At 40.4% G+C, this 25,481-nt stretch carries 21 protein-coding genes, 1 pseudogene and 3 riboswitches (1 of these 25 only partly in view); of the genes and pseudogenes, 9 read left to right on the top strand and 13 right to left on the bottom strand.

The genetic code is table 11. The features are described 5' to 3' along the window. From guaA to AZE41_RS03115, 6 genes are all read right to left on the bottom strand, one after another. Nucleotides 1–1,188: the 5' portion of a glutamine-hydrolyzing GMP synthase gene (gene guaA / locus AZE41_RS03145; RefSeq protein ID WP_197485402.1), read on the bottom strand. 120 nt of this gene lie to the left of the window's left edge; only the first 1,188 of its 1,308 coding nucleotides appear in the window; the start codon lies at nucleotides 1,186–1,188; its stop codon lies beyond the left edge, outside the window. 187 nt (nucleotides 1,189–1,375) lie between these two features. After that, a riboswitch (purine riboswitch) is annotated at nucleotides 1,376–1,476 on the bottom strand. 31 nt (nucleotides 1,477–1,507) lie between these two features. Further along, nucleotides 1,508–3,694, bottom strand: a complete 2,187-nt coding sequence (locus tag AZE41_RS03135) for a DUF4129 domain-containing transglutaminase family protein (RefSeq protein ID WP_067205550.1) — start codon at nucleotides 3,692–3,694, stop codon at nucleotides 1,508–1,510. Then, nucleotides 3,691–4,896 carry a DUF58 domain-containing protein gene (locus AZE41_RS03130; RefSeq protein ID WP_067205539.1) on the bottom strand — a complete coding sequence of 402 codons (1,206 nt, stop codon included), beginning with the start codon at nucleotides 4,894–4,896 and terminating at the stop codon, nucleotides 3,691–3,693. Before AZE41_RS03130 ends, AZE41_RS03135 begins: the two co-directional genes overlap by 4 nt. Further along, nucleotides 4,893–5,843, bottom strand: a complete 951-nt coding sequence (locus AZE41_RS03125; protein ID WP_067205537.1) for an AAA family ATPase — start codon at nucleotides 5,841–5,843, stop codon at nucleotides 4,893–4,895. The genes AZE41_RS03130 and AZE41_RS03125 overlap by 4 nt, the downstream gene beginning before the upstream one ends. Nucleotides 5,844–5,986: 143 nt before the next feature. Then, nucleotides 5,987–6,811 carry an NAD(+) synthase gene (gene nadE, locus AZE41_RS03120; protein WP_067205534.1) on the bottom strand — a complete coding sequence of 275 codons (825 nt, stop codon included), beginning with the start codon at nucleotides 6,809–6,811 and terminating at the stop codon, nucleotides 5,987–5,989. A gap of 15 nt (nucleotides 6,812–6,826) precedes the next feature. Further along, a complete protein-coding gene (locus tag AZE41_RS03115) occupies nucleotides 6,827–8,296 on the bottom strand; it encodes a nicotinate phosphoribosyltransferase (RefSeq protein ID WP_067205531.1) in 1,470 nt (489 codons plus the stop codon). A gap of 175 nt (nucleotides 8,297–8,471) precedes the next feature. Between AZE41_RS03115 and AZE41_RS22515 the strand changes: the two genes are divergently transcribed. Then, entirely contained in the window at nucleotides 8,472–8,642 is a 171-nt protein-coding gene (locus tag AZE41_RS22515; protein WP_156475948.1) for a hypothetical protein, read from the top strand. 78 nt (nucleotides 8,643–8,720) lie between these two features. On the opposite strand, the gene AZE41_RS03110 is transcribed toward AZE41_RS22515, so the two are convergent. From AZE41_RS03110 to AZE41_RS03100, 3 genes are read right to left on the bottom strand one after another with little or no spacing between them, the layout of a single operon-like run. Next, nucleotides 8,721–10,532 carry an ABC transporter substrate-binding protein gene (locus tag AZE41_RS03110; protein ID WP_197485360.1) on the bottom strand — a complete coding sequence of 604 codons (1,812 nt, stop codon included), beginning with the start codon at nucleotides 10,530–10,532 and terminating at the stop codon, nucleotides 8,721–8,723. Nucleotides 10,533–10,568: 36 nt separating this feature from the next. Continuing rightward, nucleotides 10,569–12,065 carry an ABC transporter permease gene (locus AZE41_RS03105; protein ID WP_067205526.1) on the bottom strand — a complete coding sequence of 499 codons (1,497 nt, stop codon included), beginning with the start codon at nucleotides 12,063–12,065 and terminating at the stop codon, nucleotides 10,569–10,571. Nucleotides 12,066–12,078: 13 nt separating this feature from the next. Next, nucleotides 12,079–13,524, bottom strand: a complete 1,446-nt coding sequence (locus AZE41_RS03100; protein WP_067205524.1) for an ABC transporter permease — start codon at nucleotides 13,522–13,524, stop codon at nucleotides 12,079–12,081. 127 nt (nucleotides 13,525–13,651) lie between these two features. Here AZE41_RS03100 and AZE41_RS03095 point away from each other — a divergent pair, with 127 nt between their 5' ends. Further along, nucleotides 13,652–15,391 carry an ABC transporter ATP-binding protein gene (locus AZE41_RS03095; protein ID WP_067205523.1) on the top strand — a complete coding sequence of 580 codons (1,740 nt, stop codon included), beginning with the start codon at nucleotides 13,652–13,654 and terminating at the stop codon, nucleotides 15,389–15,391. A 240-nt stretch (nucleotides 15,392–15,631) separates the two neighbouring features. Continuing rightward, entirely contained in the window at nucleotides 15,632–16,675 is a 1,044-nt protein-coding gene (locus tag AZE41_RS03090; protein WP_067205520.1) for an AI-2E family transporter, read from the top strand. A 37-nt stretch (nucleotides 16,676–16,712) separates the two neighbouring features. On the opposite strand, the gene AZE41_RS03085 is transcribed toward AZE41_RS03090, so the two are convergent. Continuing rightward, nucleotides 16,713–17,225, bottom strand: a complete 513-nt coding sequence (locus tag AZE41_RS03085; RefSeq protein ID WP_370569954.1) for a methylated-DNA--[protein]-cysteine S-methyltransferase — start codon at nucleotides 17,223–17,225, stop codon at nucleotides 16,713–16,715. Further along, nucleotides 17,209–17,801 (bottom strand): annotated as a pseudogene (locus tag AZE41_RS03080) (bifunctional transcriptional activator/DNA repair enzyme AdaA). Before AZE41_RS03080 ends, AZE41_RS03085 begins: the two are co-directional and overlap by 17 nt. Before the next feature lie 149 nt (nucleotides 17,802–17,950). On the opposite strand from AZE41_RS03080, the gene AZE41_RS03075 reads away from it, so the two are divergent. Continuing rightward, the gene (locus AZE41_RS03075; protein ID WP_067205513.1) at nucleotides 17,951–18,862 is read left to right on the top strand and encodes a DNA-3-methyladenine glycosylase family protein; all 912 of its coding nucleotides are present in this window, start codon (nucleotides 17,951–17,953) and stop codon (nucleotides 18,860–18,862) included. Between the two features lie 257 nt (nucleotides 18,863–19,119). Here AZE41_RS03075 and AZE41_RS03070 read toward each other — a convergent pair whose 3' ends face one another. Both AZE41_RS03070 and AZE41_RS03065 read right to left on the bottom strand, forming a co-directional pair. Further along, on the bottom strand, nucleotides 19,120–19,620 hold the full coding sequence (locus tag AZE41_RS03070) for a DUF2812 domain-containing protein (protein ID WP_067205511.1): 501 nt from the start codon (nucleotides 19,618–19,620) through the stop codon (nucleotides 19,120–19,122). Further along, a complete protein-coding gene (locus AZE41_RS03065) occupies nucleotides 19,610–19,957 on the bottom strand; it encodes a PadR family transcriptional regulator (RefSeq protein ID WP_067205508.1) in 348 nt (115 codons plus the stop codon). Before AZE41_RS03065 ends, AZE41_RS03070 begins: the two co-directional genes overlap by 11 nt. 149 nt (nucleotides 19,958–20,106) lie before the next feature. On the opposite strand from AZE41_RS03065, the gene AZE41_RS03060 reads away from it, so the two are divergent. From AZE41_RS03060 to AZE41_RS03040, 5 genes are all read left to right on the top strand, one after another. Next, a complete protein-coding gene (locus AZE41_RS03060) occupies nucleotides 20,107–20,838 on the top strand; it encodes an ABC transporter ATP-binding protein (RefSeq protein ID WP_067205506.1) in 732 nt (243 codons plus the stop codon). Continuing rightward, nucleotides 20,835–21,590 (top strand): ABC transporter permease, encoded by a 756-nt coding sequence (locus tag AZE41_RS03055; RefSeq protein ID WP_067205503.1) that lies wholly within the window; start codon nucleotides 20,835–20,837, stop codon nucleotides 21,588–21,590. The genes AZE41_RS03060 and AZE41_RS03055 overlap by 4 nt, the downstream gene beginning before the upstream one ends. A 77-nt stretch (nucleotides 21,591–21,667) precedes the next feature. After that, nucleotides 21,668–21,774, top strand: a riboswitch (SAM riboswitch). A gap of 77 nt (nucleotides 21,775–21,851) precedes the next feature. Continuing rightward, nucleotides 21,852–22,973, top strand: coding sequence for a methionine biosynthesis PLP-dependent protein (locus AZE41_RS03050; protein ID WP_067205501.1), 1,122 nt, complete (start codon nucleotides 21,852–21,854; stop codon nucleotides 22,971–22,973). Beyond that, nucleotides 22,970–24,154 carry a cystathionine beta-lyase gene (gene metC, locus AZE41_RS03045; RefSeq protein WP_067205499.1) on the top strand — a complete coding sequence of 395 codons (1,185 nt, stop codon included), beginning with the start codon at nucleotides 22,970–22,972 and terminating at the stop codon, nucleotides 24,152–24,154. The genes AZE41_RS03050 and metC overlap by 4 nt, the downstream gene beginning before the upstream one ends. A gap of 46 nt (nucleotides 24,155–24,200) precedes the next feature. Continuing rightward, entirely contained in the window at nucleotides 24,201–25,319 is a 1,119-nt protein-coding gene (locus tag AZE41_RS03040; RefSeq protein WP_067205497.1) for a 5-methyltetrahydropteroyltriglutamate--homocysteine S-methyltransferase, read from the top strand. Nucleotides 25,320–25,347: 28 nt separating this feature from the next. Beyond that, nucleotides 25,348–25,458, top strand: a riboswitch (SAM riboswitch). The last annotated feature ends 23 nt before the right edge of the window (nucleotides 25,459–25,481 follow it).

The following is a 25,481-nucleotide window of genomic DNA, read 5'->3' as shown; positions in this document are numbered from 1 at the left end:
TTCCACTGTCGCTGTCATCGCATCTACTGTGTTGACGGCACGAATAATGATTGGGTATTCATACGTACGCTCGTTGTTGCGTACACCGACAGACTTGAAGTTCGGAATGATTGTAAAGTATTGCCAAACTTTCTGATCCAATCCTGCGAGTGCAAATTCTTCGCGTAAAATAGCATCTGATTCGCGTACCGCTTCAAGACGATGAGGCTCAATTTCACCTAAAACGCGCACACCTAGACCAGGTCCTGGGAATGGTTGGCGGTATACCATATCGTGCGGAAGACCTAACTCAACACCACACGCACGTACTTCATCTTTGAATAGTTGGAATAACGGCTCCACTAATTCAAATTGCAAGTCTTCTGGAAGTCCTCCAACATTATGGTGTGACTTCACAACTTTATGCGTTTTTGTACCAGATTCTACGATATCTGGATATATTGTTCCTTGTGCTAAAAAGTCAATTCCTTCAAGTTTACGCGCTTCTTCTTCAAATACGCGAATAAATTCATTGCCGATAATTTTACGCTTCTCTTCTGGCTCGTCTACCCCTTTTAGTTTACCTAAGAAACGCTCGCTTGCATCCACGTAAACAAGGTTATCCCCCAAGTCTTTTTCGAACATTTGAACAACGCCCTCAGACTCGTTTTTACGCATTAAACCATGGTTTACGTGCACACAAATTAATTGCTTGCCGATTGCCTTAACTAATAATGCCGCAACAACAGAAGAATCTACACCACCTGAAAGAGCCAATAATACTTTCTTATCGCCTACCTGTTTACGGATTAAAGCAACTTGATCATCAATGAAATTTTTCATATTCCAGTTAGCTTCTGCCTTACATGTATGGAACACGAAATCTTTTAAAAGTGCTTTCGTTTCCTTTTCACTTGGCCATTGCTCGAATGTTTTAAGTGCTTTCGTAGAAGGATGACCCACACTAATTACCGGAATGTTTAAAGCGAATATTTCATCTAATACGTCAATCGCTTCACCATCAACGATATTATTTTCACCACCATTTAAAATAATCCCTTTTACCGTTTTTAAACCTTCAATCGTTTGTGATGTAATATCATGAGGGTGAATCTCACTATATACACCTAAATCACGAATCCAACGGGCTATTGTCGTATTCTCACTACTACCTAAATCCAATACTAAAATATTGTCCTGCTTCAAGATGATACAACCTCCTTTTAATTTTATTATTCCAGCCTTTTCCGGCTATTTTACCAATTTTTTCATCGTGCAACATAACTATATTCCAAACGTTCCACAAGGCCTTTTCAAATAGAGAAAAACGCGTCAGAAAGTCCAGCTTTCTGCGCGTCTCATCATCTATAAAAAAGCGAACAAAGCTCATATATCAATGAGCTAAATCCACCTTCATAGCCAAGTCATTTTCGGTAACTTGTAGAAACATCCGAACCGTATTATCGGATATATATGAGGGCACCTTGGGCTTGTTCTTTTTTCATCTTACTTCTATTTACGACAAAAATCAACCCGAAGACCTATTGATTAAATCTTCCCATATTTCCCGCAACACTACCCATTCGTGTTCAGTTATATTTCCACCGTAAAAACCCTTTTCATATGCAGTTGTAAGCATTTTCATTCTTTCTCCACCGAAGTAGTTGTCAACACTCGTTGCATAATCAGATAATGTCATACCAGTTGCCCGCTTCAAACCAGAACGATCCAGTTGTTTCAATAAACTGTTATAGCGCTTTGTAAATGTTAACCAATCTTCTTGTTTAGTACGATGGACATAAACTAGCACTTTAGGCAGCCACTTTACCCTACTAACGAATATTCGCCAGCCGGCAAAAATGACTATTAACACAATCACACCTATTATCCACATATTATTCCGGATCCAAGTACCCATAGTTTTGAAAATCTCACTATTTTTGAAGTTCCTATCTGCTTTAACCGTTTTTTCAGCCTGCTCTTTCTTTGGTTGTTCAGGCTTTTTCACTTCCGGTGTTAGTGTATCATCAAGGTTCAACTCGATATCATATTCAATATCCGTTAAGCTACTAAATCCAATTGTCGGTTCGTATGGCATCCAGCCAATACCAGGCATATATGCTTCAACCCATGAATGCGCCTCATTATTCGTAATTTGATAAACTTTCTCCCCTTCGTCATTTAAGACAAATTCTCCGGGAGCAAAACCTTTTACCCAACGTGCTGGAATATCAATCGAGCGCAACATGACAACCATAGACGTGGAAAAGTTATCGCAGTATCCCTGTTTGGTATCAAAGAGGAACTGATCTACATAATCATCGCCTGCTTTTGGAATAGCGACACCTTGCTGAGTATAAACAAAGCCATTTCTTCCAAAGTACTTTTCGATTGCCTTCGTCTTCTCGTAAACACTTTCCTGATTTTCTGTTATGTTTTTTGCAAGTTCCTCCACCCGTTCAGGTAATTGCTCTGGAAGTTGTAGGTACTGAGTTAAATCTTCAGCTACCTCTGAAAAATCTCCCATCCTAGTAGCCCTTAATTTTTTCAAGCTGTAATCAGGCTCGGTGAATTCGACTTGATACGAATCTAGGACCCCTTCCTTGCCCTCGATTTCTGTACTGTACTTTCCTGCTCCTTCCAAGTATTGAAAAACAACATCCTTTGTTGCGTATACTTTATTCATCCCATAAGGATAAACGATGAAAGAAAAGTCTTCCGACACCTTCAAATCCGCAAGTTGTTGGGCTGCAGCGTCCACATTTCCTTGACTCGCAATTTCCCCTATCTCCATACCAGGAGTATAACTAGTCTGGGAATCGTCAACAGATACCTGTTCCCAACCTTTTGAGGTGTATGTGTTTTTCGTTTCAATTTTCCAGTATTGTTCATTAGCCACTTTTGCTTCAATGACTAATGTAGAATCCTGCACAAACGAACCACCCAATGTGGAATCATTCGTATCGTATCCACTTTTAGCCACCCCACCTTCCCCACTCCCTTGCACAAATGACTCAAAATAAGGTAGCGGATCTGGCCAGATGGGATCTTGTTTCGGAAGAATGTTGGCAAGCGTTCCACTCACAACAACTGCGAAAAGAAGTGGAACGGATATCGCTAGGAATGCACCTGTTGGAACTGATGTGTTGTGCTTCTCCGCAAGCCTAGTAATCGCAAGTAAACCAAGAAGTAATAACCCCGTCACCATAATTCGGAAAATAGCGCCACCTGCAGCATATCCACCGAACGTATCAATGAACGCTATAAATAGAATAGTCATGATATAAAATAGCAAAATACTTTTCCTTACTTCAATCCAATGACGGATAAGATAGGTCGTCATCCACAGTAGCGCGAAAAACAACACAGTTCTAAATGGATTCGTAATACTTTCCCAGTCACCATTCATGATAATTGGGGCATTCGAAAGGAAGTCACCTGATACATATACTAGTGTTTCCTTTGTAAATAGTACCTTTTCAAAAAATACATAATGGGTCGCTACTACAATGAAAATAATCTTTGTAGGAACGACTATCCACCACTTTGCTTTAATTAAGGCCAAAAAAAATGATAGCGCCACAAATAATAAAAACAGTGTTAAATGATCTGAATTGGTCAATTCAATAACCGGAATTAGCCATTCCCTTAAAAGAATCAATGCCAGTATATAAAGAATTAGTAGCAGTTGCCTATCAATTCGCGCTCCAGTCATAATCGCACCGCCTCTTTAAAAGCATCTGAAAACTGCTTCTGTTCTAATAAATGCACGGTAATTCCCTTCGATTTTGCAAGTCTAATATCCTCTTCAATCCTTTGCAATGCTGGATCATCACGTTTCACTACGACCATGCAAATGATAGATTCAACGTTGTCCACACTTAGCAGGACTGATTGTATGAAAGGCCCATCGGGGTTCCCCGTGATCAATACAATACTGCCCCCGTGTTGAAACGTGGTTCCAAAGTCAGCTAATGATGCTTCATTCGCAGGCTTAATCTTTGCCAAGTGAACCAATGCCATATGAAGTTGCTCTTCCGACTGTATAAATGGGAATAAGGAGGGTTTAGGACCCGTCGTCATCAAGGCAAGATCTGCCTGATGATTTGATGCTTCTTTCAATATTGAAGCAGTAAGTTCTACTAGCTCCTCAAACATTTTCGACTCTCTGCCATCCATGATTATAAATAACTCTTGTGATCGTCTATCTTCAAACTCCTTTGTCATCAAGGTCTGCGTTCTAGCAAACGATTTCCAATGAATCCATGTCACCCGATCACCTGACTGGTAATTGCGTACACCCGTTGCCATCGTCGTATCTTTGACGATATTTAATGGCGAGGCCATCGTACCTTGGTCATATTGTGTATTAAATGGTACATAATGAATACCTGTCATTTTGGGATACACTAGAATCATATTCTCTACTTCAATAAATTTCGTTTTTCGGAGCCATCCAAAAAAGTCGGAAATCTCAACTTTCACCCCTTGAAGTATATGTTCACCCCTGGGTATTTTTTCGATTTCGTATTCCCACTCAACTTCTTGACGGAATCCAAAAACAAACAGGCGTTTTAACTTTTCACCTGCCAAAACAACTATTTCGGGCTCTGCCCACTGTTCACTTACAACGGTATAAAGTAAGGGAAATCGATCTTTACGTTTAATAGATAAAGAAACAATCAACTTCTCACCATTTTGCACATGAGGTGTCCGAATGGTACGTTCCACAGTCATTTTCGACATTGGATAGAAAAATAGTAATAGAGAATAGATTATAAAAGGCAATATAATATAAAAAATAGTCCAACTGACCATGCCGCCTTGGAACATGGCAAAAACAAATGTAGAAACCAAGACGAACAAAACAAATAGTAACCGGCTCGAAATATCAATCATTTTCCTAGCAGTTGTCATTTCAGCTGAACCTTATCTACAGGTACACGTACTTTCATCAAAATTCGTTCTATAATTTCCGAAGTGGAAATCCCTTCATACTTGGCTTCAGGGCGTAAAATCATGCGATGTCCAAAAACGAATGGCGATAAGTACTGAACATCATCCGGTGTAACGTAAGTTCTCCCTTTTATCATCGCATACGCCTGACATGCCTTCATAAGCGCAAGAGATCCTCGGGGACTTACACCTAAATAGACATAGGGATTATCACGCGTCTGCGAAGCACATTCTACGATATAGGACTTAATAGTATTATCGACTTTAACTTCTGTTACAGCCTTTTGGAGTTCGATTAATTCTTCAAGTGATACTACGGTTTCTAATGTGTCAATTGGAACGGCCTTCTCCGCACGATCAAGTACTTCAATCTCTTCCATTTTCGTCGGATAACCCATCTTCAGTTTAAATAGAAAACGGTCAAGTTGCGCTTCAGGTAGCGGGTATGTACCTTCATATTCAATCGGATTTTGTGTTGCCATGACAAAAAAGGGTTGCGGAATTCGCATCGTTTCTCCATCTATCGTCACGGTGGACTCTTCCATCCCTTCCAATAGAGAGGATTGCGTCTTTGGCGAAGTCCTATTAATTTCATCGGCTAGAATAATATTCCCCATGATGGGTCCTGGCCTAAATTCAAATTCCATTTCTTTAGGGTTATAAATTGAAACGCCTAGAACATCGGAAGGAAGTAAGTCCGGTGTAAATTGAATTCGCTTAAAATCTGCCCCAATTGACTTAGCCAATGCTTTTACCATCATCGTTTTTCCAACACCTGGCACGTCTTCAAGTAGGACATGCCCTCGGGCAAGAAGTGCGGTAACACTTAATTCGGCGATATCTCTTTTCCCAATCATCACTTTTTCGATATTGGTTAAGACTTTTTCAATCATCTCTTTATGTGTCATTTCAATTCCCCCAATTGTCTATTACGCTAAATTTGTCCGAAAATTAACAAAACATACCTTTATAATACAGGATATCTAATTCTCACACAACTTAAGCACTGATTAGAAAATAAAAAGGAGCCCCAATAAGGAGCCCCCTGAAGTCATTTCCAAAAATCATCAAAAATTGTAATCGGCATATGCCGTTTATGCTTTGAACGGAGAAAATGATTCTCGATTGCTGTACGGGATCCCTCCGGCAACTTTTTACCTTCAAGATAATTATCGATATCGTCATAGGTGACACCAAGCGCTACTTCATCAGGAATAGCCGGTCTGTTTTCTTCAAGATCCGCTGTCGGAACTTTCAAGTAGAGATGTTCAGGGCATCCAAGTTCCTTAAGTAGTTGTTTCCCTTGCCGTTTGTTCAGCCTGTAGATCGGCATAAGGTCTGCACCGCCATCCCCGAATTTCGTATAAAATCCGGTAATGGCTTCCGCTGCATGATCACTCCCGAGAACAATACAATCATGCATGGCCGCAACTGAGTATTGAACCTTCATACGTTCCCGTGCTTTTTCGTTTCCTTTAGCAAAATCGGTCAACGTAACGCCACCTGCAGTCAATGCACGTTCACTCGCATCGACAGCTTCTTTTATGTTAATCGTGTAGATTAGAGACGGCTTAATGAATTCCAATGCATCCTGGCAATCCTCCTCGTCAAACTGAGAACCATAAGGCAACCGGATTGCAATGAATTTAAATCGCTTAGTTTCCTCTTCATCATTTAATTCATCAACAGCGAGTTGAGCAAGTTTCCCGACAAGCGTCGAGTCTTGCCCACCTGAAATTCCAAGAACAAAACCATTTAAAAATGGGTTTTCCCTTACATATTCTTTCATGAAGTCAATCGATTTCCGAATTTCCTCTTTAGGTTCAATGATTGGCTGCGCCTTTAACTCAGCGATAATTCTATCTTGTAATGTCAACTTCAACAAACCTCCTTAGCCATTAATAAAGTCTTCCACCATTTCCTGGACTTCCTGGATATTGCGCATCTTATTGTCCCAACATTTTTGGCTTAAGTCGACCGGATACTCTTCTGGATTAAGGGATCGTTTATATTCATCCCATAATAACTCCAAGTTGTCTTTTGCGTAATCACGCATTTGTTGAAGAGTCGGATTATTATAGATGATAACCCCTTGTTCCACGACTTTGACGTGTAAGTCCTTCGCTTCAAAATTCGTAACAAACTTCGAGATGAATGTATGGACGGGGTGGAACATTTTGATGCGTTTCTCGGATGCGGGATTTTCATCATACATCGTAATATAATCCCCTTCTGCCTTACCATTTTCTCGGTCAATAATTCTGTATAACTTTTTACGTCCAGGCGTCGTTACTTTTTCGGTTGTCGACGAAATTTTAATCGTATCTTCCATTTCACCGGCATCGTTTTCTATGGAAACAATTTTATAGACGGCCCCAAGTGCAGGCTGGTCGTACGCTGTGATCAATTTCGTTCCAATTCCCCATACGTCTACCCTTGCACCTTGTGCTTTCAAGTTGAGAATTGTATATTCATCCAAGTCATTTGAAACGAAAACTTTCGCATCCAAGAATCCAGCTTCATCCAACATACGGCGCGCTTCCTTGGATAGGAATGAAATATCACCGCTATCTAAACGAACGCCGATGAAATTGATTTTATCACCAAGTTCTTTAGCTACTTGGATTGCCGTCGGAATGCCTATTTTTACTGTATTATACGTATCGACAAGGAAAACACAGTCCTTATGACGTTTAGCGTATGAATGGAATGCTTCGTATTCACTTTTATAAGCTTGAATCATTGAATGAGCATGCGTCCCCGCTACAGGAATATCGAATCTTTTCCCAGCGCGGACATTACTTGTCGCTTCAACGCCGCCAATGAACGTAGCACGTGCACCCCATATCGCCGCATCCATCTCGTGTGCACGCCGACTGCCAAATTCCATCACTATTTCGTCTTTGACGACTTGTTTGATGCGGCTTGCTTTCGTCGCAATAAGCGTCTGATAATTAACGATATTAAGTAGAGCGGTCTCAATCAGCTGTGCTTCGATAAGTGTCGATTCCACGCGAATAATAGGTTCATTCGCAAAAACCAGCTCCCCTTCAGCCATGGAATAAACAGTGCCTGTAAAACGTAGCTCCTTTAGATAAGAGGTGAAGTCGTCTTCATAGCCGAGATCATCCTTTAAGTAAGCAAGATCACTTTCACTAAAATGAAACCCTCTTAAATAATCGAGAACTCGCTCAAGCCCCGCAAATAACGCATAGCCATTACCGAACGGCAAATTTCTGAAAAAAAGTTCAAAAACCGCTTTTCGTTCATGTATTCCATCCGCCCAGTATGATTCCGCCATATTGATTTGGTATAAATCCGTATGTAAAGCCAAGCTGTCATCCGCATATTTCGAACTCATGTCAATCTCCTTCTTCCGCATTCTAATGGTTCAAGTATACACTATTTACCCTATATTCGACTTAACATAACATGATGTGACATATCCTTTTATAGCTTTTTCACAATTATGAATGAATTTGTCCTCCCGAGCCATATTAAAAAGAACTGGTTCTAATATACGAGGAGGTATTTTAATGAAACAAGACAATGAACGAGATGCAAACAAAAACGAGACCTTATCCGAAAAAATAAAAAAAAGAACGATCGATCAAAACGGCTTTCATGAAGAATTATCCCGTGAGTTCGCAACCCTCGGTGACCGAAAAAAAGCGATGATTGATTTTTATCGGTCGACAGAAAAGTAAAATATGAATAAAAAAATGTGAGACTAAATCCTAGTAACAACGGATTTAGTCTCACTTCATTAATAATACGAATAGATATTAGTTACCCGCTTTATAATCATTCAGAAACTCTTGAACTTTAGCTGGATCTGCCTTCAATTCATTCCCTGTGTCTACCAGTGGGCTGACCGTAGAAACAGCCTTCTTCTTGTTCCCTTGATAGAAATTCAGAATTTCATCTTGGTTGATAGAGTAAAGAACGGCTTTTCTTAACTCTTCACTCGTTGATACTTCACGATTTTTTGTATTGAAAAGCAAGTAACTTACAGCATTACTATCATTTTTTTGCAAGAATAGTTTGCTGTCACCTTCAACCACGTCGTATTTTGTTTCTGGGACTCCGTTGAAAATATGGATTTCACCATTGCGTAAAGCTGAAAGCGTGCTGTCCGGATCTTGGATGAAGCGAACTGTTACATTTGAAATTTTCGGTTCGTGCTCTGTCCCCACCATATAAGCAGGGTTTTTATAGAAAATACCTTCGTAATCATTTTTGTGTGACAAAATGTATGGGCCACTCGCGTACAATGTATTGTTGTATTTAGCACCCTCTATGACTGTGTTCTGATCTCCGTAAGGAATGTCTTTACTCACATCAAACGAAGAAACATCATACGTATTAATACTCTCAACTTGTTTTTTCGAGACAATCCCCGCAGATTGGTGAGCTAAATAGTTCAGTACTTGTGGGAATGGAGCTGTTGTTGTCATTTTTACCACTTGATATTTCCCAGTCGCATTATCGGCTTCTTTTTTATCAGAAACAAGCTCCCCGATTTTCACATCCAAGTTCTTCTCAAGCCCTTCTCTGACTGTTGCATCACTTCCTGATTGCAAAATATCGAGATCAGATAGATCTGTGACTACTTCCACTTCGTTAATATGTTCATGTAAACTATACGTACGGTGATCCGGTACTGAATTCGGGTCTTTTGCACGATTCATCGAGAAGATGACATCGTCCGCTCCTACGCGTTCACCAGTATCTACAGCTTTTCCGTCTGTAATTGACGCAAAATTGATATCATCACGAAGAAGGAAGTAATAATCTGAATTGCCCTCTGCGATGCTGTGATTATAAGATAATGAGCCGTCTGAAACAACAACGTCATCATCTGTCAAGTTGACGAGACGCACATACATATTTGTATTCAATGTATTGATAGATCCATCGTTCCCTTTAATAGGATCGAGGGACGTCAAAGTTCCAATAGCTTGCTGAATGATTAATGGATCCGTATCTCTTTTAGATTTGTCAATGAAATCAATAGGTTCCCAGGCAATTGCACGTGATTTAGCAAGCCTAACTGTGTCTACGTCGAGAATGTCTTTATTAACTCCCTGTGCTTTAAATGAATTATAAAGAGGTGCAATGTAAGCTTTGTCAAACACTAAACGCTGTTCTAATTGCTTGTATGTCTCTGCAAACTCATCAGACGTTTCTGTACTTGCCTTTTCAATCAATGCATCAACTTCATCATCAGCCATAATACTGTTATCACCGTCTGATTTGAACAGTGCTCGAACAGCATAATCGGGGTTCCCCGTAACTGTCGTCCAGCTAGATAATGCAACATCATAATTCCCTGCATCTTTCTGTGCAGTGAAGCTTCCGTAATCAGGCTGAATATTCAATTTCACATCAAAGCCATTTTTTATAAGCTGATCTCGTACAATATTCATATCTTCTTCCCCAGAACCCATACCCAGAAGTTCGATGACCACCTTACTTTTATCCGTCTTTGGTTCTGTATTGTCATTCTTTTTATCGGAAACATCCGATTTCGTACTTACACATCCGGCCAATACCACCATAATTGCTATTAAAATCGTCAATAAACTTTTCTTCATTATTAATTCCCCCTTATTATTGTTTGGTATTTATGTTCAATCCATTCTTGGATCAAATGCATCACGCAATCCATCTCCCAAAAAGTTAAACGATAATACAAGTAAGATAATCGCAAGCCCCGGGATAATGGCTAAATAGGAATGCGATTCCAAGTATGTGCTACCGATTTTTAAAATATTTCCCCATTCTGGAATATGCGGTTCCACACCGAGTCCTAAGAAACTTAAGCTACTCGTCGCGATGACAGCGCCCCCGATTGTCAGTGTCGCCTTGACAATCATCGGCGCGAGCGAATTCGGCACTATCTGTCTAAAAATAATAGAGAAGTCCGATGAACCGAGCGCACGTGCTGAATCGACAAATTCATAGTTCGACACCATCATGACATTCGCACGCATCGTTCGGGCATAGGTTGGGATGGACCCCACACTAAGCGCTAAAATAAGATTCGTCGTATTTGCTCCAAATGCCGCAACGATAGCAATTGCCAATAAAATTCCAGGAACAGCATATAGTACATCAAGCAGTCGCATAATGATATTGTCCGTCCGCTGACTGTAATACCCGGCTAATGCTCCTAGGAATCCGCCAATAACTACCGGTATGGCCGTTGAAGCAAACCCTACAAGAAGCGAAATTCTTGCACCAAAGATGATTCTTGAAAACAAATCCCGTCCGAAATTATCAGTGCCAAACGGATAGACAAGGCTCGGTTTTTGAAGTATTGCACTATAATCATTTTCAACTGCCATATCGTAGTCAAACGTAAATACACTGCAAACGGATATGGAAAACATGAGAGTGATGAAAAACAAACCAAGTATCGCCGTTGAATTACGGGTAATCTTCTCCCACATCGTATTCCACTTCGAAATCCTAGACTGATCATGACTGCGAACCTTTAAAATCAAGCTATAGCCAAGCAATAGTGAAAAAATATTACCCGTCAATGCGGTAAACAGAAGTAATATGGCAACAATCATCATCCAAGCTGGCGCACTTTCTTCCTCAACATATTTCGCTGTGAGAACAAGTGTCACGACTTGAAAAATCATTATTCCTAGCAAGATAATCATTGCCGTTAAAAATGAATCCGCCACATATGATTTGAATAAATTAAGTGATGATATCGCGATGATAAAAACCTGAGTAAGCAGCATATAAACGGCAAACGTATATTCAGGTGTCTTCTTCTTTTTAATAAGATTAAATGCAAATGCTACAGTGAAAATATTACCCGTCATTATACTAAACAGCTGTATGTAGCCGAGCTTTCTTGTCGAACTTCGAATTTCACCTATTGTCAGAAGGTCTCGCTTCACCATCCACGTAAGAATCATTTGAAAGATAGTGAACAACGCATAGGCCGCAAATAAGCTGAAGACCGAACTTTTCAACTCCCCTTCTTTGAAATTGAAACTGTTCAGTAGCAAGACGACTGTCAGGATTAAAGAAATAATCCATGTGAAATTTGCTTGTGTATATTCCCTCGATAATTTCAATGCATGTTTTTTATTTAGATTCACCTTCACACCTTCTCCTGCTCTACGATTGCTTCATCTTCGAACGGATGCGAGGATCGAAAAACGCATACAAAATGTCGATGAGCACATTGACTAATGAAATCGTTATTGCAATATAGATAACTCCACCCATAATAGCGGGAATATCGGGAATGAACTGCTTGTCTACGATGTAACTTCCGATTCCGCTAATGTTAAATACTTTCTCAGTCACCGCCGCTCCCCCGAGCATTCCCCCGAATAGCAGACCAATGACTGTAATAATTGGTATCATTGCATTGCCAATCGCATGTTTCCAAAGTACTTGAAGCCGATTGAGGCCCTTCGCTTTAGCGGTAATGATGTAGTCCTCATTGATGATTTCCAACATCGAAGAACGTGTCATCCTCGCGACAGATGCAGTCAATGCAGTTCCAAGCACAACAACAGGCATGATGATAGAAAGCCAGTTTTGAGGACTATATGTGGCCGGTAACCATTGGAATTTAATAGAGAAGTTCAAAATAAATAGTAATCCTTGCCAAAAGTTCGGAATCGATAATCCAATCAATGCAATAAACATGAATGAATAGTCCAAAAATGAATTCGGCCTTGTCGCAGAAATGATGCCTACCGGGATAGCGATGACAACTGCCATCAGTAATGATAAAACCGCAATCGTTAATGTGATTGGGAATTTATTCGCTATACTTGCTGCGACATCCTCATTGCCAGCATAAGAAGCACCCAAATCAAACGTCGCGATTCCTTTTAGCGCATTCCATAATTGTGAAAGATATGATAAATCCAAACCATGTAATTTATTGAATGATGCGATTTGTTCCTTCGTCGCCGCCTCGCCAAGAATATTCGCGGCAGGATCAAACGGCGATAAGTAAAGTATCGTGAACACAAGAACTGCAACGCCAGCAATAACAAAGATACTCATAATCAATCGTTCAACTATAAACTTGATGTACGGATTGCTGAACAAAAGAATAAGTAGATACATAAAGATGCCTGGAATGAATGAAGCAAGCAAGAACAACGGTTTTCCAAGCAATGATTGAAAGTAAGTTGAATACGTAACTTGTTGAACACCTTTCTGTTCCGCTAGCTGATTTGTTTTTTTCGTTAGCGTTTTTCTAAATTGTTCTTCGGCAAGCTCCTCCACTTGCCTATCTATTTCTCGCTCATTTACTTCTTTATTGAAGAATGATTGTTTCCGTAGTAATTGTTCTTTAAAATCAAGCATCGCCGCCTCTTTATAACCTGTTGATGTCAATGATGCCCTTACCTCTTCATAAATTGAAGAGTATTTATTGTCTCCTCTTTTCGACAGATAGAATAGAAATACAATAACATGAACCGGCAAACCTAAAATTAGTAGCAAATACTTATAAGTCGGTCGTCTTCCCATTTTGCCAAACGTATATCGGAGAACATCTGATAATCTAAAATAGGATGTCGCTTCTTTATTCACTCGCATTGAAGCAATTCCTCCTTCCCGATATTGTTTAATTCCTATTGGTATAGTAAAGTATAGATTCGGTAACTATTTAAGTCAATGTAATTTTTAGTTAAATATAATTTCAGATAATAGGCAGGTGTTTTTATTGGAAACAGTATTAAAGGTAAGTGATCTACGCGTCTCGTTTTTGGGCCACGACAAGGAATTTGAAGCAGTCCGTGGTGTCAGTTTTGAAGTGAAGAAAGGTGAGTCACTTGGTATTGTAGGTGAATCAGGAAGTGGAAAAAGCGTGACAGCCCGCTCAATTATGCGCCTCCTCCCCTCTCCCCCTTCTTATCTGAAAGATGGAGAGATTGAATTTCAAGGTGAAGATCTCGTGCAAAAAACGGAAAAAGAGATGGAGAGTATCCGCGGTCGTGATATAAGCATGATTTTTCAAGATCCGATGACTTCATTAAATCCAACAATTCAAATCGGTAAACAAATTGCGGAAAGTTTAATTAAACATCAGAACTTATCTAAAAGAGATGCGAAAAACCGTACCATTGAACTTTTGAAACTTGTAGGTATCCGTAATAGTGAAGATCGTTTTAGCCAATATCCGCATGAGTTTTCAGGTGGAATGCGGCAGCGCGTCATGATTGCGATTGCACTCGCTTGCCGTCCGACCCTATTGATTGCGGATGAACCCACGACTGCACTTGATGTGACAATACAAGCCCAAATCTTAAATTTGATGAAAGATATGCAGCAACGTTTTGGAACATCCATCATACTGATTACCCATGACCTAGGCGTTGTTGCCGGCATGTGTGATCGTGTTGCTGTTATGAAAGACGGGGAAATTGTGGAGACCGGAACGACGGAAGAAATTTTTGATAACCCAAAACATTCCTATACAAAGAAACTGCTCAATGCCCTTCCTCGCCTTGACGAGAAAAAGAAGCCTAAACGCACTCCTTTACGTACCATTGGTATAGAAAAAGGGAAACCCCTGCTAGAAGTGAAATCACTAAAGCAGCATTTCGACGTTGGGAAAGGCAATATAGTGAAAGCCGTGGACGATATCAGTTTTCATATCAAACCCGGAGAGACGCTCGGTCTTGTTGGCGAGTCGGGATCAGGTAAGTCAACGACCGGCCGCGCCATTTTGCGCCTTCACGAACCGACAGACGGAGATGTCTTGTATCAAGGGATGGCCATTAACCGGCTTTCGAAAAATGAAATGAAAACGATGCGGCGCCATATGCAGATGATCTTTCAGGATCCGTACTCTTCACTTAATCCACGCTTTAAAGTGCTTGATATTATCGGTCAAGCATTAGACATTCATCGGTTGAGTAAAAATAAAGAGGAACGAAAAAAGAGGGTAGAAGAGTTGCTTGTTATGGTCGGACTCGAACCTTCCCATGCAATGCGCTATCCACATGAATTTTCCGGTGGACAGCGCCAAAGAATTGGTATTGCACGTGCACTTGCCGTAGAACCTGACTTCATAGTATGCGACGAACCGTTATCCGCACTCGATGTTTCTATCCAGTCGCAAATTGTGGAATTACTGGAAGATCTTCAGCATCGGCTTGGACTCACCTATCTGTTCATTGCGCACGACTTGTCTATGGTTAAGCACATTAGTGACCGGGTCGCAGTTATGTATGCGGGGAAAATTGTTGAGCTTGCCGAAAGCGAAGAGTTGTACTCTAACCCACAGCATCCCTATACAAAATCGTTACTCTCAGCGATTCCAATTCCTGACCCTAAAATAGAATCGAAGAAAAAACGAACGTTAATGGAAGATCAAATTGAGGAGGATAAATATCAACTATTGCAATCTGAGCTAATCGAGGTTTCAAAAGGACATTGGGTAGCCATCCCTATCAATTAAAATATGTTTCAAACTTCATTTATTGCAACAACTATAATATAATAAAACATGAGCTGAGGAGATATAACCTTTTCCGGTGTATAACTCCTTTTTCACAGCTAGTGCTGCATATTCGTTCGTAAGCTATTTTTTAAAAGAGATTTTCTAATTTATAATCTCTACAAATCATGGCAATACTAACAATGAAAGGTCTCATTTCTCGTTTTCACTTGTAATTATTTATGAAGGAGCTAAAGTCATATGAATGGGTTATTAGACATTTTCGAGAAAAAGGGACCACGGCGTATTCTTATTTTCGCTTTGATTATTTTAATTCTTTACAGCGTCAAAAGTATGATGAATATTATATTGCTTACCTTCATTTTCGCTTTTTTGTTGGATCGACTTATTGAGTTTACGCTCAAACGTGTACATTTTAACCGCAAGCTGCTAGTCATTCTCCTGTATACAGTGATTGTTGGCTTACTGACAGTTGGTGTTGTTAAGTATTTGCCTATAATCACAATGGAAATCAGTCAAATTATTGTAAGAATTACAAACTTCTATTCCACACCTCATGATAGTGTACTGCTCACCTACTTAGAATCCGTCATCTCTAGTAATCAAATTGCAGCCTATTTGGAAAATGGTTTTTCATTTTTGTTAAAATATTTCTCTGATATTAGTAAAACAAGTATTCAAGTCATACTTGCCCTCGTATTAAGCTTATTTTTCCTGCTAGAAAAACCACGGTTAATAGAGTTTACAAACAAATTTAAAGATAGTAAGATTGCTCCCTTTTACTTCGAAATTGAGTTCTTTGGTAAAAAGTTCACGCGTACATTCGGAAAAGTGATTGAAGCCCAATTTATCATTGCAATTGTTAATACAATATTGTCCGTGATCGTATTACTCATACTCGGATTCCCACAAATAATCGGTTTGGGAATTATGATTTTCTTTTTAGGACTCATTCCCGTTGCCGGGGTCATCATTTCACTTGTCCCTCTGACGATAATTGCTTTTACAATCGGAGGATTCCTGAAAGTTGTTTATGTTCTCATTGCAGTTATGATTATTCATGGCATTGAAGCATATATCTTAAATCCAAAACTGATGTCCTCCAAAACAGATTTACCCGTTTTTTACACGTTTATCGTACTGATTTTCTCACAAAACTTCTTTGGCGTCTGGGGACTCATTATCGGTATTCCCGTGTTTGTCTTCCTACTTGATATACTTGATGTCACGAATAAAGAACCTGCGAATCACATACCTGTTCCAAAAAGCAAAAAGACAAGGTGAGATTAACTTCTCCCTTGTCTTTTTTTATGTCGAAACACTATCTTTCCAGTTCTAGAAGTTGCTCTTTCATCTCTAAACCGGCCCTGAAACCACCTAACTTACCACTTTTCGCAATGACACGATGACAAGGAACAATAATTAAGACCGGATTGGCACCAATAGCGGTTCCAACAGCTCGTACCGCATTCGGCTTTTCAATCCGTTCTGCAATTTCCGAATATGAAACAGTCCGTCCGTACGGAATTTCTTGCAAGGCCTTCCAGACAATTTGTTGAAAAGGAGTACCGTGAAGATCGATTGGCAATGCAAAATCCCTGCGTCGCTCTTTCAAATAACCCATTAACTCAACTGCGTGTGGCTGTAAGATATCCGCTTCTTCTATCAGAACATGACTTGGAAGCCGTTTGTTCACCCACGCTTCCAGTTCTCCGAATGGTGCATTCGGGGTACCTATATAGCAAAGCCCCTCTGTCGTCGCAGCTATATACATATTCCATTGTGAGTGATTAAGTAATGTCCAATACACGTTATTTTTACTGTTCTTCTCCACTAACCTCTACCTCCTTCACTAGTTTTCGATATTGTTTTGGTGTTTGTCCAGTTTTCATTTTGAATAGCGTGATGAAATAGGACGGATTACGAAGCCCCACGCTTACCCCAATTTCAGCAATGGATTTATCGGTTGTAGTAAGTTCAGACATCGCTTTCGTTATTCTGATCTTTTGGATATATTCAACAGGCGTCAGCCCCGTGATTCTTTTAAATGTTCGCTGTAGGTGATAAGGACTTCCATGGCACATGTCTGCAAGTATTTCTAACGTCAATGGCTCCTGAAAATGCTCGTTTATATATTCTCCAATTTGGATAGTCCATTCTTCATCAGGTAAACGCAGCCCACCCGGCTTACAGCGTTTGCAAGGTCGGAATCCATCCGCTAGCGCTTCCGCCGCATCATTGAAAATACGGACATTCTCTTTTTTGGATCTCTTGATTTGCAAGATGGTCGGCAAAAGATACCCGTCGATTTCACGGCATAAATGAAGATTTCATCAAACCTTACGTCGTTATGTCTAATTGCTTGCCACTGTTCGTCAGTCAACTGCCTGACTTGTTGATGATCGCTCACGGAATCACCTCTTTCTCTTACCTTAAGTATACCCCCTCTATTTCCAAAATAAATGCTTTTCAGGACGTAACAGCAAGATAGCGAAACTTTTCCACCTGGGATTATGGTACAACTAAACATATAGATAAGATGCAGAGGAGATTTTTAAAATGCTAGTTAATCAACAAGATCATTTGATAATAGCCGTTCCGAAAGAGTTCAATTTCAAAGAAAATATCAGCTATATGTCCAGGTCAAACAATGAGTGTATGTTTGAAATCCGTGATGGTAAAGTGATCAAGGCAATTCCAGTTGGGAATGAGATTCTATTAGTCGAAGTCAGCGAAAATACAGAGGGTAACCTTCTGGTTCGGTTTATAGAAAAATATACACCGTCTAACGATAGCGTCCGGGATATGGTCGTCCATTATGTACGTGATTGGTTCGATCTCGATACTGATTTGAAACCTTATTATGAGATGGCGAAAAGGGATCCATTGCTTCAACAAGCAGTAAGTGAGTTTTACGGATTGCGAAACATCGGAATCCCTGACCTGTTTGAAGCGTTATGTTGGGGAATTCTTGGACAGCAAATCAATCTGACATACGCATATACGTTGAAAAGGCGCTTTGTGGAGACGTTCGGAAATTCGATTGAATGGGAAGGACAGTCATACTGGATATTCCCTGAACCAGAGTACATTGCGAAGCTTACAGTCGAGGATTTATCGTCATTAAAAATGACCGTAAAAAAATGTGAGTACCTGATTGGGGTTGCACAGCTTATCGCAGATGGAAGCCTATCCAAAGCTCAGGTATTGGAAACTGGGAACTTTAAGGAAGCGGAAAACATGCTTATCAAAATCCGTGGAATTGGGCCCTGGACCGCAAACTATGTCTTAATGCGCTGTTTGCGTTTCCCAAATGCATTCCCAATTGCTGACGTCGGACTTCATAACGCCATCAAACATTTGACAGGAGCAGAAGAAAAGCCGACGAAAGAAGAAATTTTAAAGCTTGCTGCACCATGGGAGAACTGGGAGTCCTATGCGACGTTTTACTTGTGGCGTTTTCTTTACTAAGATCAAGTAATTTCATGATTGGTTATTCAATCACCTCCCCTTGGAGATAAAATAGAAGGGCAAACTCAAATTGTTTGCCCTCCACTTTTTCATTAAATCATCTCGCTTTATTTACCAAGGGGGTTTATCTTCATTCGATAATCCAATCATATATATAGAAAAGAATATCGCTAAAAAAGCAGTTACAATCAAGGTTGTAATGACGATTGGTGAATGAATTTCAAATAGTACTTGCTGAAATAAGCATCATTTATTAGTCAATAAAAATCAATTTTTCTCTTCAAGGAAATAAAAACGTACAAGTACAAAAGAATAACAAGCATAATGATAACCGTCATAATTATTTGAGTCAACTGACCTTTCCACGTCAAAAACAATCCAATTTGCGATGTTAAAAAGATTATAAATAATATCAGATAAAATTTCATCATCCGCTGAAACGTTTCTTTTACTGACTCACCATCAGAGTAAATCTTTTTTACCCCTGACTCATTTGCTTCTGTACGAAAATAATGAAATTGCTTTAGAGCGCTGTCTACATATTGCCAACCGGCATCTTTACATAGTTGCATATACTCTTCATTCGCATCCCGGAAATCAATTTGATAGACATATGATTCATTAGGATTTTCATCGAAGGTATAGGTAAATAATCCATACTTTTTAAAATGAAATCCTTGGCGTGACATATCCGTCAGCCACTGCTCTTCTTTATCAACACTCGAAGCAAGAAAAATCTTGAACCTTTTAACAGTCATCTTCTTCGCCCTCCATTTCTTTTATGATGCTCCTGGCGTTTTTCACAAGTGATTCAAGCCTCTTAAACTCAAGCTGAAGCACTTCTTTACCTAAGGGTGTCAGCTGATTATACTTGCGGCGTTCTGCATCATCTATGTCTACTTTTTGAATGATTTTCTGCTTTTCTAATTTTCCTAGTGCTCCATATAATGTCCCGGGACCCATTGTAACTTCCCCCTGACTTATTTTTTCTACGTCCTGCATAATGGCATATCCATGACGTACTTCCCTTAAGGACAGTAAAATATAATATGTTGCCTGCGACAATGGTAAAAAACTTTCTGGCTGTTTTATCATTCTTTCACCTTCTCACTATATCGCTTATCGCTATATCGATTAACGATATAGTAACAAACATTTTTTGGAATTGCAATAGATTTTCCTTGCATGACAAAACTACCTAGATTAGAATTATTATAAATAAGAAACTGGTAGGAGAGAATGTAATGTCCAATTTTTATAAACCCGCCCTACACTTTCATGACGCCAATTATTCCATTGGTGACGTACATATTTTAAAAAATATTACGGGCTCCTTTCCGGAAGGGAAAATCACAACGCTCGTCGGCCCTTCTGGAGCAGGAAAAACAACATTGCTTAAATTATGTAACGGGCTGATCTCATCTACTTCAGGAGATATTTTCATTCACGATAAACTCATTTCCACATATGAACCCGTTGAACTACGCCGCCATGTCGGAATCGCACTTCAAAGCGCACCAATGATTAAAGGCACCGTCTATCATAACTTAGCTCTCCCTATGGAACTTCAAGGTAAAAAATTGCCTGAACAGGATGCCATTAAAATTCTAGAAGACGTCGGATTAGATGTGCAATTTTTACATCGTAAAACCAATGAATTATCCGGTGGTCAGCGTCAAAAAGTATCCATTGCTCGCACACTAATCAACCGCTCTGAAATCCTATTACTGGATGAAATCACATCCGCCTTGGACCGAACATCTTTACATGAAATCGAAGAATTAATCGTCAAGATTAACCGGGTGTATGGCACAACCATCATCTGGATAACACATAATTTAGAACAAGCCTTATCAATTGGAGATTACACTTGGGTTCTAATGAATGGTCAAGTCATTGAAACTGGCGAAAGTGACTTATTGAAATCACCAACAAATGAATTTGTGAAGCAGTTTGTGCAAGGAGGCGTAGAATGAGCTATCTTACGTTATCCATTACACTTATATTTGTAATCATACCTTTACTACTATCAAAGACTCTACGTTTAGATTTGGAAAAAGACACAATCATTGCGACAATTCGGTCCATTATCCAATTGCTTATGGTCGGCTATATTCTTAAATTTGTCTTCGATTCTGAAAACATATTGTACATTTTGTTAATGGTTACATTAATGATTGCAGCGGCAACACAAAACACCCGTAAGAAAGGAAAAGCAATCAAGGGAATCACTTGGAAAATCGCGGTCACATTACTTTTTGTAGAAGTACTAACCCAGAGTATTCTACTAGGCTTTCAAATCGTACCGCCAACCGCACAATACATCATTTCAATTAGCGGCATGGTGATTGGCAACTCAATGGTGCTATCAATCCTATTCCTTAACCGGTTCACAGCTGAGATTGAAACGCATCGTGATGAAACCGAACTCATCCTTTCTCTCGGTGGAACGCCAAAACAGGCCATTCATAGACAACTCATCAACGCAATCAAGGCAAGCATGATCCCGACAATCGAAAGTCAGAAGACAATGGGCTTGGTTCAACTTCCAGGTATGATGAGTGGTCAAATCATCGCAGGTGCGGACCCCATCCAAGCGGTTCAGTTCCAATTGCTCATCATATTCCTATTATTGACGACCGCTGCAGTGACAAGTGTATTGCTTGGCTTTTTATCATATCCAAGTCTATTCAATCAACGGATGCAGCTGCTGAAAGACAGATTTTAATAATTCGCTCTTGTTTTATTTTCCATGTCATGATAAAGTTATTGAAATTGTTCTTTTCACATAATTCCATAATTTGATTCTTATCAAGAGAGACCGAGGGATTGGCCCTATGACGTCTCAGCAACCAACCTGTTCAGGTACGGTGCTAATTCCTTTAGGTGTTCATTTCCCTAGAAGATAAGAAGATAGTCTACGATATTTCGGGGACCCTCTTCTTATAGAGGGTCCCCTTTTGTAATCTAAAAGAAAAGGGTGACTACAATGACAAAACAAAGTTTGAATACAATCCTAGTCCAATTAGGCAACAACAGTGATCCGAAGACGGGCGCTGTCAACCCTCCGATTTATTTATCAACTGCGTACAAACATAAGGGGCTCGGTCAATCGACTGGCTACGACTACACACGGACAAAAAATCCAACCCGCTCCATATTGGAAGATGGAATTGCAAACTTAGAGAGCGGTGATGCAGGGTATGCATGCAGTTCTGGTATGGCGGCGATTCAGCTTATCTTGACACTGTTCCGTCCTGGAGATGAATTGATTGTCCCAGAAGATATTTACGGTGGCACATATCGCTTGCTCGAACAGTATTCCGACGTTTATTCAATCGGTACAACGTATACGAGTTTCGCCGATGTGAACGAGACCGAAAAGTTGATAACTTCGAAGACAAAAGCGCTCTTCATAGAAACACCGACCAATCCACTCATGCAAGAATTTGATATTCGGCAGTATGCAGAACTGGCTCAAAAGCATGATTTACTGTTGATTGTCGACAATACATTTTTAACGCCTTATTTCCAGAGACCGATTGAATTCGGGGCTGACATTGTCATGCACAGCGCAACGAAATATATCGGTGGACATAACGATGTCCTCGCGGGACTTGTCGTTGCAAAAGGTGAAAAAATTTGCGAACAACTTGCCGCCAACCATAATGCTATCGGCGCAGTCCTCTCCCCTTCCGATTCTTGGCTAATCATCAGAGGGCTGAAAACACTGCATTTAAGAATGAAACAGCATGATGAAAACGCGAAAATAATCGTCAATTATTTGAAAGATGAACCACTTGTTACGGACGTTCTCTATCCAGGAAAAGGTGGAATGCTATCATTTCGACTGAACGATAGTGAATCGGTCGGGCCATTCCTTGAAAATCTGCAGCTCATTACATTTGCGGAAAGTCTAGGCGGAGTGGAAAGTTTCATTACTTATCCAGCAACGCAAACCCATGCCGATATTCCTCGTGAAGAACGAATACGACGTGGCGTCTGCGACCGACTTTTACGTTTCTCTGTCGGAGTCGAGGAGGCTGACGATTTGATCGCAGATTTGAAGCAAGTGTTTGCAACTTTGAATAGCGGGGTGCTACAACGATGAGTTTGAATAAAGAACGGTTGGAAACGACTATTATCCATGCTTCGACACGCGGGGATTACGAACAAAAAACAGGTGCTGTCAACGTTCCTATCTACTTATCTTCAACGTTCCATCAGGAAAGCTTCGATGCATTTGGACCGTATGATTATAGCCGTTCGGGCAATCCAACGAGAGATGCGTTGGAAAAAACGATTGCCTCACTAGAAGGCGGTTCGCGCGGATTGGCCTTCGCTTCCGGAATGGCTGCCATCTCGGCTACATTTATGCTCCTTTCTTCGGGTGACCATATCGTGGTTACCGAAGATGTCTACGGCGGCACATACCGATTCGTAACCGAGGTATTACCGAAATTCGGTATCGACCATACATTTGTAGATCTAGTGAATGTAGATGAAACCGCACGTGCAATCCGTCCAAATACAAAAGTAATCTATATTGAAACACCATCCAACCCGCGTTTGGGCATTACAGATATTGAAGCGATTGTTGAACTTGCAAAATTGAATGACTGTCTGACGTTTCTCGACAACACATTCATGTCGCCACTTTACCAGCGTCCACTAGATCTTGGAGTTGATATCGTTGTTCATAGTGCTACCAAGTTTTTATCGGGGCATAGCGATATCATTGCTGGGCTAGCGGTTACAAAGGGTGAAGAACTTGGCAATCGATTGGCATTCATTCAAAACTCTTTCGGCTCTATTCTAGGCGCACAAGATTCTTACGCGTTAATTCAAGGAATTAAAACGCTTGGTGCCCGTTTAACACAGTCATCCGAATCGGCGAGTAAAATAGCCTCGTACTTGAACGACCACCCGTTAGTAGATGAGGTGTTTTATCCAGGGTTAGCAAGTCATCCAGGACACGCAATCCACTCGAAACAATCGACAAGTCCAGGCGCTGTCTTATCTTTCCGTTTGCCAAACAGAGATGCAGCAAAGGCCTTTGTTGAAAACGTTCGGATACCCGTTTTCGCAGTAAGTCTAGGCGGAGTTGAATCAATTCTCTCCTATCCTGCAACGATGTCCCATGCCGCCATGCCTAAAGAACAACGGGAGAAACGTGGTATTACCGATGGTCTGCTACGTTTTTCTGTTGGACTCGAGCATGTCGATGACTTGATTGCCGATTTTGATCAAGCCTTGATTAAAACAAGTGAAAAAGTTGCCATACCTAATTAAGTACCATTAAAGAAAACATTATTATATTGGAAAGAAGGAATTTAAATTGACAAAACCTATAGCCGAACAAACTTTGACGAAAGCACCATTTAAAGCAGATCACGTCGGGAGCTTTTTAAGACCAGAACGCCTAAAGCAGGCGCGTTTGCAAAGAGAAACCGGTGATATCACTGCCGAGGAATTACGCACAATCGAAGACGAAGAAATTACAAAGCTCGTCGAAAAGCAAAAAGAAGCTGGACTTAATTCTGTGACGGACGGAGAATTCCGCCGTAAATGGTGGCATTTTGACTTCCTTTCTGGCTTTGACGGCGTTGAGTTTTTCGAAACAGATAAAGGACTCCAATTCAATGGTGTTGTAACGAAAGCACACGGCATTAGAGTGACAGGAAAAATTGGGTTTAGCGACCATTACATGATTGAACACTTCAAGTTCCTGAAAAGCATCGCAGGTAATGCAGTTGCAAAATTCACGATTCCAAGCCCGAATATGCTGATTCACAGAGCGACATTCGAAGAAGGCATCTATGCAAATGATGAAGAATTATTTGATGACTTGGTTACTGCCTATCAAAACGTAATTCAAGCACTGTACGATGAGGGATGTCGTTATCTTCAAATCGATGACACGTCATGGGCTTCCTTCTTGTCGGAAGAAGGAAGGGAAACATTGAAAGCGAAGGGGCAAGATCCTGACAAACTTGTACAACTATCCGCACGGGCCATCAATGAATCCATCGCGAAAAGGCCTGCCGACTTGCTCGTGACGATGCATATTTGCCGCGGCAACTTCAAATCGACCTATTTTTCTAGTGGTGGCTACGAGGATGTATCCGAAACAATTTTCGGCGGATTAGATGTTGACGGTCTTTTCCTTGAGTTTGACGACGAACGCTCCGGCAGTTTTGAACCGTTGCGCCATGTCAATCGCCCTGACCTTTTCGTCGTATTAGGCTTGATCACCTCTAAATTCGGCGAATTAGAGGCCCCTGAACTGCTTAAAGCAAGAATAGCAGAGGCCACAAAGTATGTTCCTTTAGATCAACTATGCTTAAGCCCACAATGCGGCTTCGCATCAACAGAAGAAGGTAATCAGTTAACTGAAGAACAACAATGGGAAAAAGTTCGTCATGTTGTAACTATCGCGCAAGACGTTTGGCAGTAACCTTTACAAATTAAATAGGCTAATAAAACTCTTATGAAGAGCGGTGGAGGGGCTGGCCCTATGAAACCCGGCAACCATTCAACAATCATGTTGATAAGGTGCTAATTCCTGCAAAGCACTATGCTTTGGAAAATGAGAGGGTATTTTCTCTCGAATGCCTCT

It is taken from the genome of Sporosarcina psychrophila (assembly GCF_001590685.1).
GTDB lineage: Bacteria > Bacillota > Bacilli > Bacillales_A > Planococcaceae > Sporosarcina > Sporosarcina psychrophila.
Note: the sequence above shows the minus strand (reverse complement) of the source record. Positions and strands in the feature narration are given on the sequence as shown.

Bases quoted from the DNA above. Each gene is read 5' to 3' on its own strand.
- AZE41_RS03135 (WP_067205550.1), bottom strand. From the start codon at position 3,694: ATGACTGGAGCGCGAATTGATAGGCAACTGCTACTAATTCTTTATATA.
- AZE41_RS03130 (WP_067205539.1), bottom strand. From the start codon at position 4,896: ATGACAACTGCTAGGAAAATGATTGATATTTCGAGCCGGTTACTATTT.
- AZE41_RS03125 (WP_067205537.1), bottom strand. From the start codon at position 5,843: ATGACACATAAAGAGATGATTGAAAAAGTCTTAACCAATATCGAAAAA.
- AZE41_RS03115 (WP_067205531.1), bottom strand. From the start codon at position 8,296: ATGAGTTCGAAATATGCGGATGACAGCTTGGCTTTACATACGGATTTA.
- AZE41_RS22515 (WP_156475948.1), top strand. From the start codon at position 8,472: ATGAAACAAGACAATGAACGAGATGCAAACAAAAACGAGACCTTATCC.
- AZE41_RS03110 (WP_197485360.1), bottom strand. From the start codon at position 10,532: ATGAAGAAAAGTTTATTGACGATTTTAATAGCAATTATGGTGGTATTG.
- AZE41_RS03100 (WP_067205524.1), bottom strand. From the start codon at position 13,524: ATGCGAGTGAATAAAGAAGCGACATCCTATTTTAGATTATCAGATGTT.
- AZE41_RS03090 (WP_067205520.1), top strand. From the start codon at position 15,632: ATGAATGGGTTATTAGACATTTTCGAGAAAAAGGGACCACGGCGTATT.
- AZE41_RS03075 (WP_067205513.1), top strand. From the start codon at position 17,951: ATGCTAGTTAATCAACAAGATCATTTGATAATAGCCGTTCCGAAAGAG.
- AZE41_RS03070 (WP_067205511.1), bottom strand. From the start codon at position 19,620: ATGACTGTTAAAAGGTTCAAGATTTTTCTTGCTTCGAGTGTTGATAAA.
- AZE41_RS03065 (WP_067205508.1), bottom strand. From the start codon at position 19,957: ATGATAAAACAGCCAGAAAGTTTTTTACCATTGTCGCAGGCAACATAT.
- AZE41_RS03060 (WP_067205506.1), top strand. From the start codon at position 20,107: ATGTCCAATTTTTATAAACCCGCCCTACACTTTCATGACGCCAATTAT.
- AZE41_RS03055 (WP_067205503.1), top strand. From the start codon at position 20,835: ATGAGCTATCTTACGTTATCCATTACACTTATATTTGTAATCATACCT.
- AZE41_RS03050 (WP_067205501.1), top strand. From the start codon at position 21,852: ATGACAAAACAAAGTTTGAATACAATCCTAGTCCAATTAGGCAACAAC.
- metC (WP_067205499.1), top strand. From the start codon at position 22,970: ATGAGTTTGAATAAAGAACGGTTGGAAACGACTATTATCCATGCTTCG.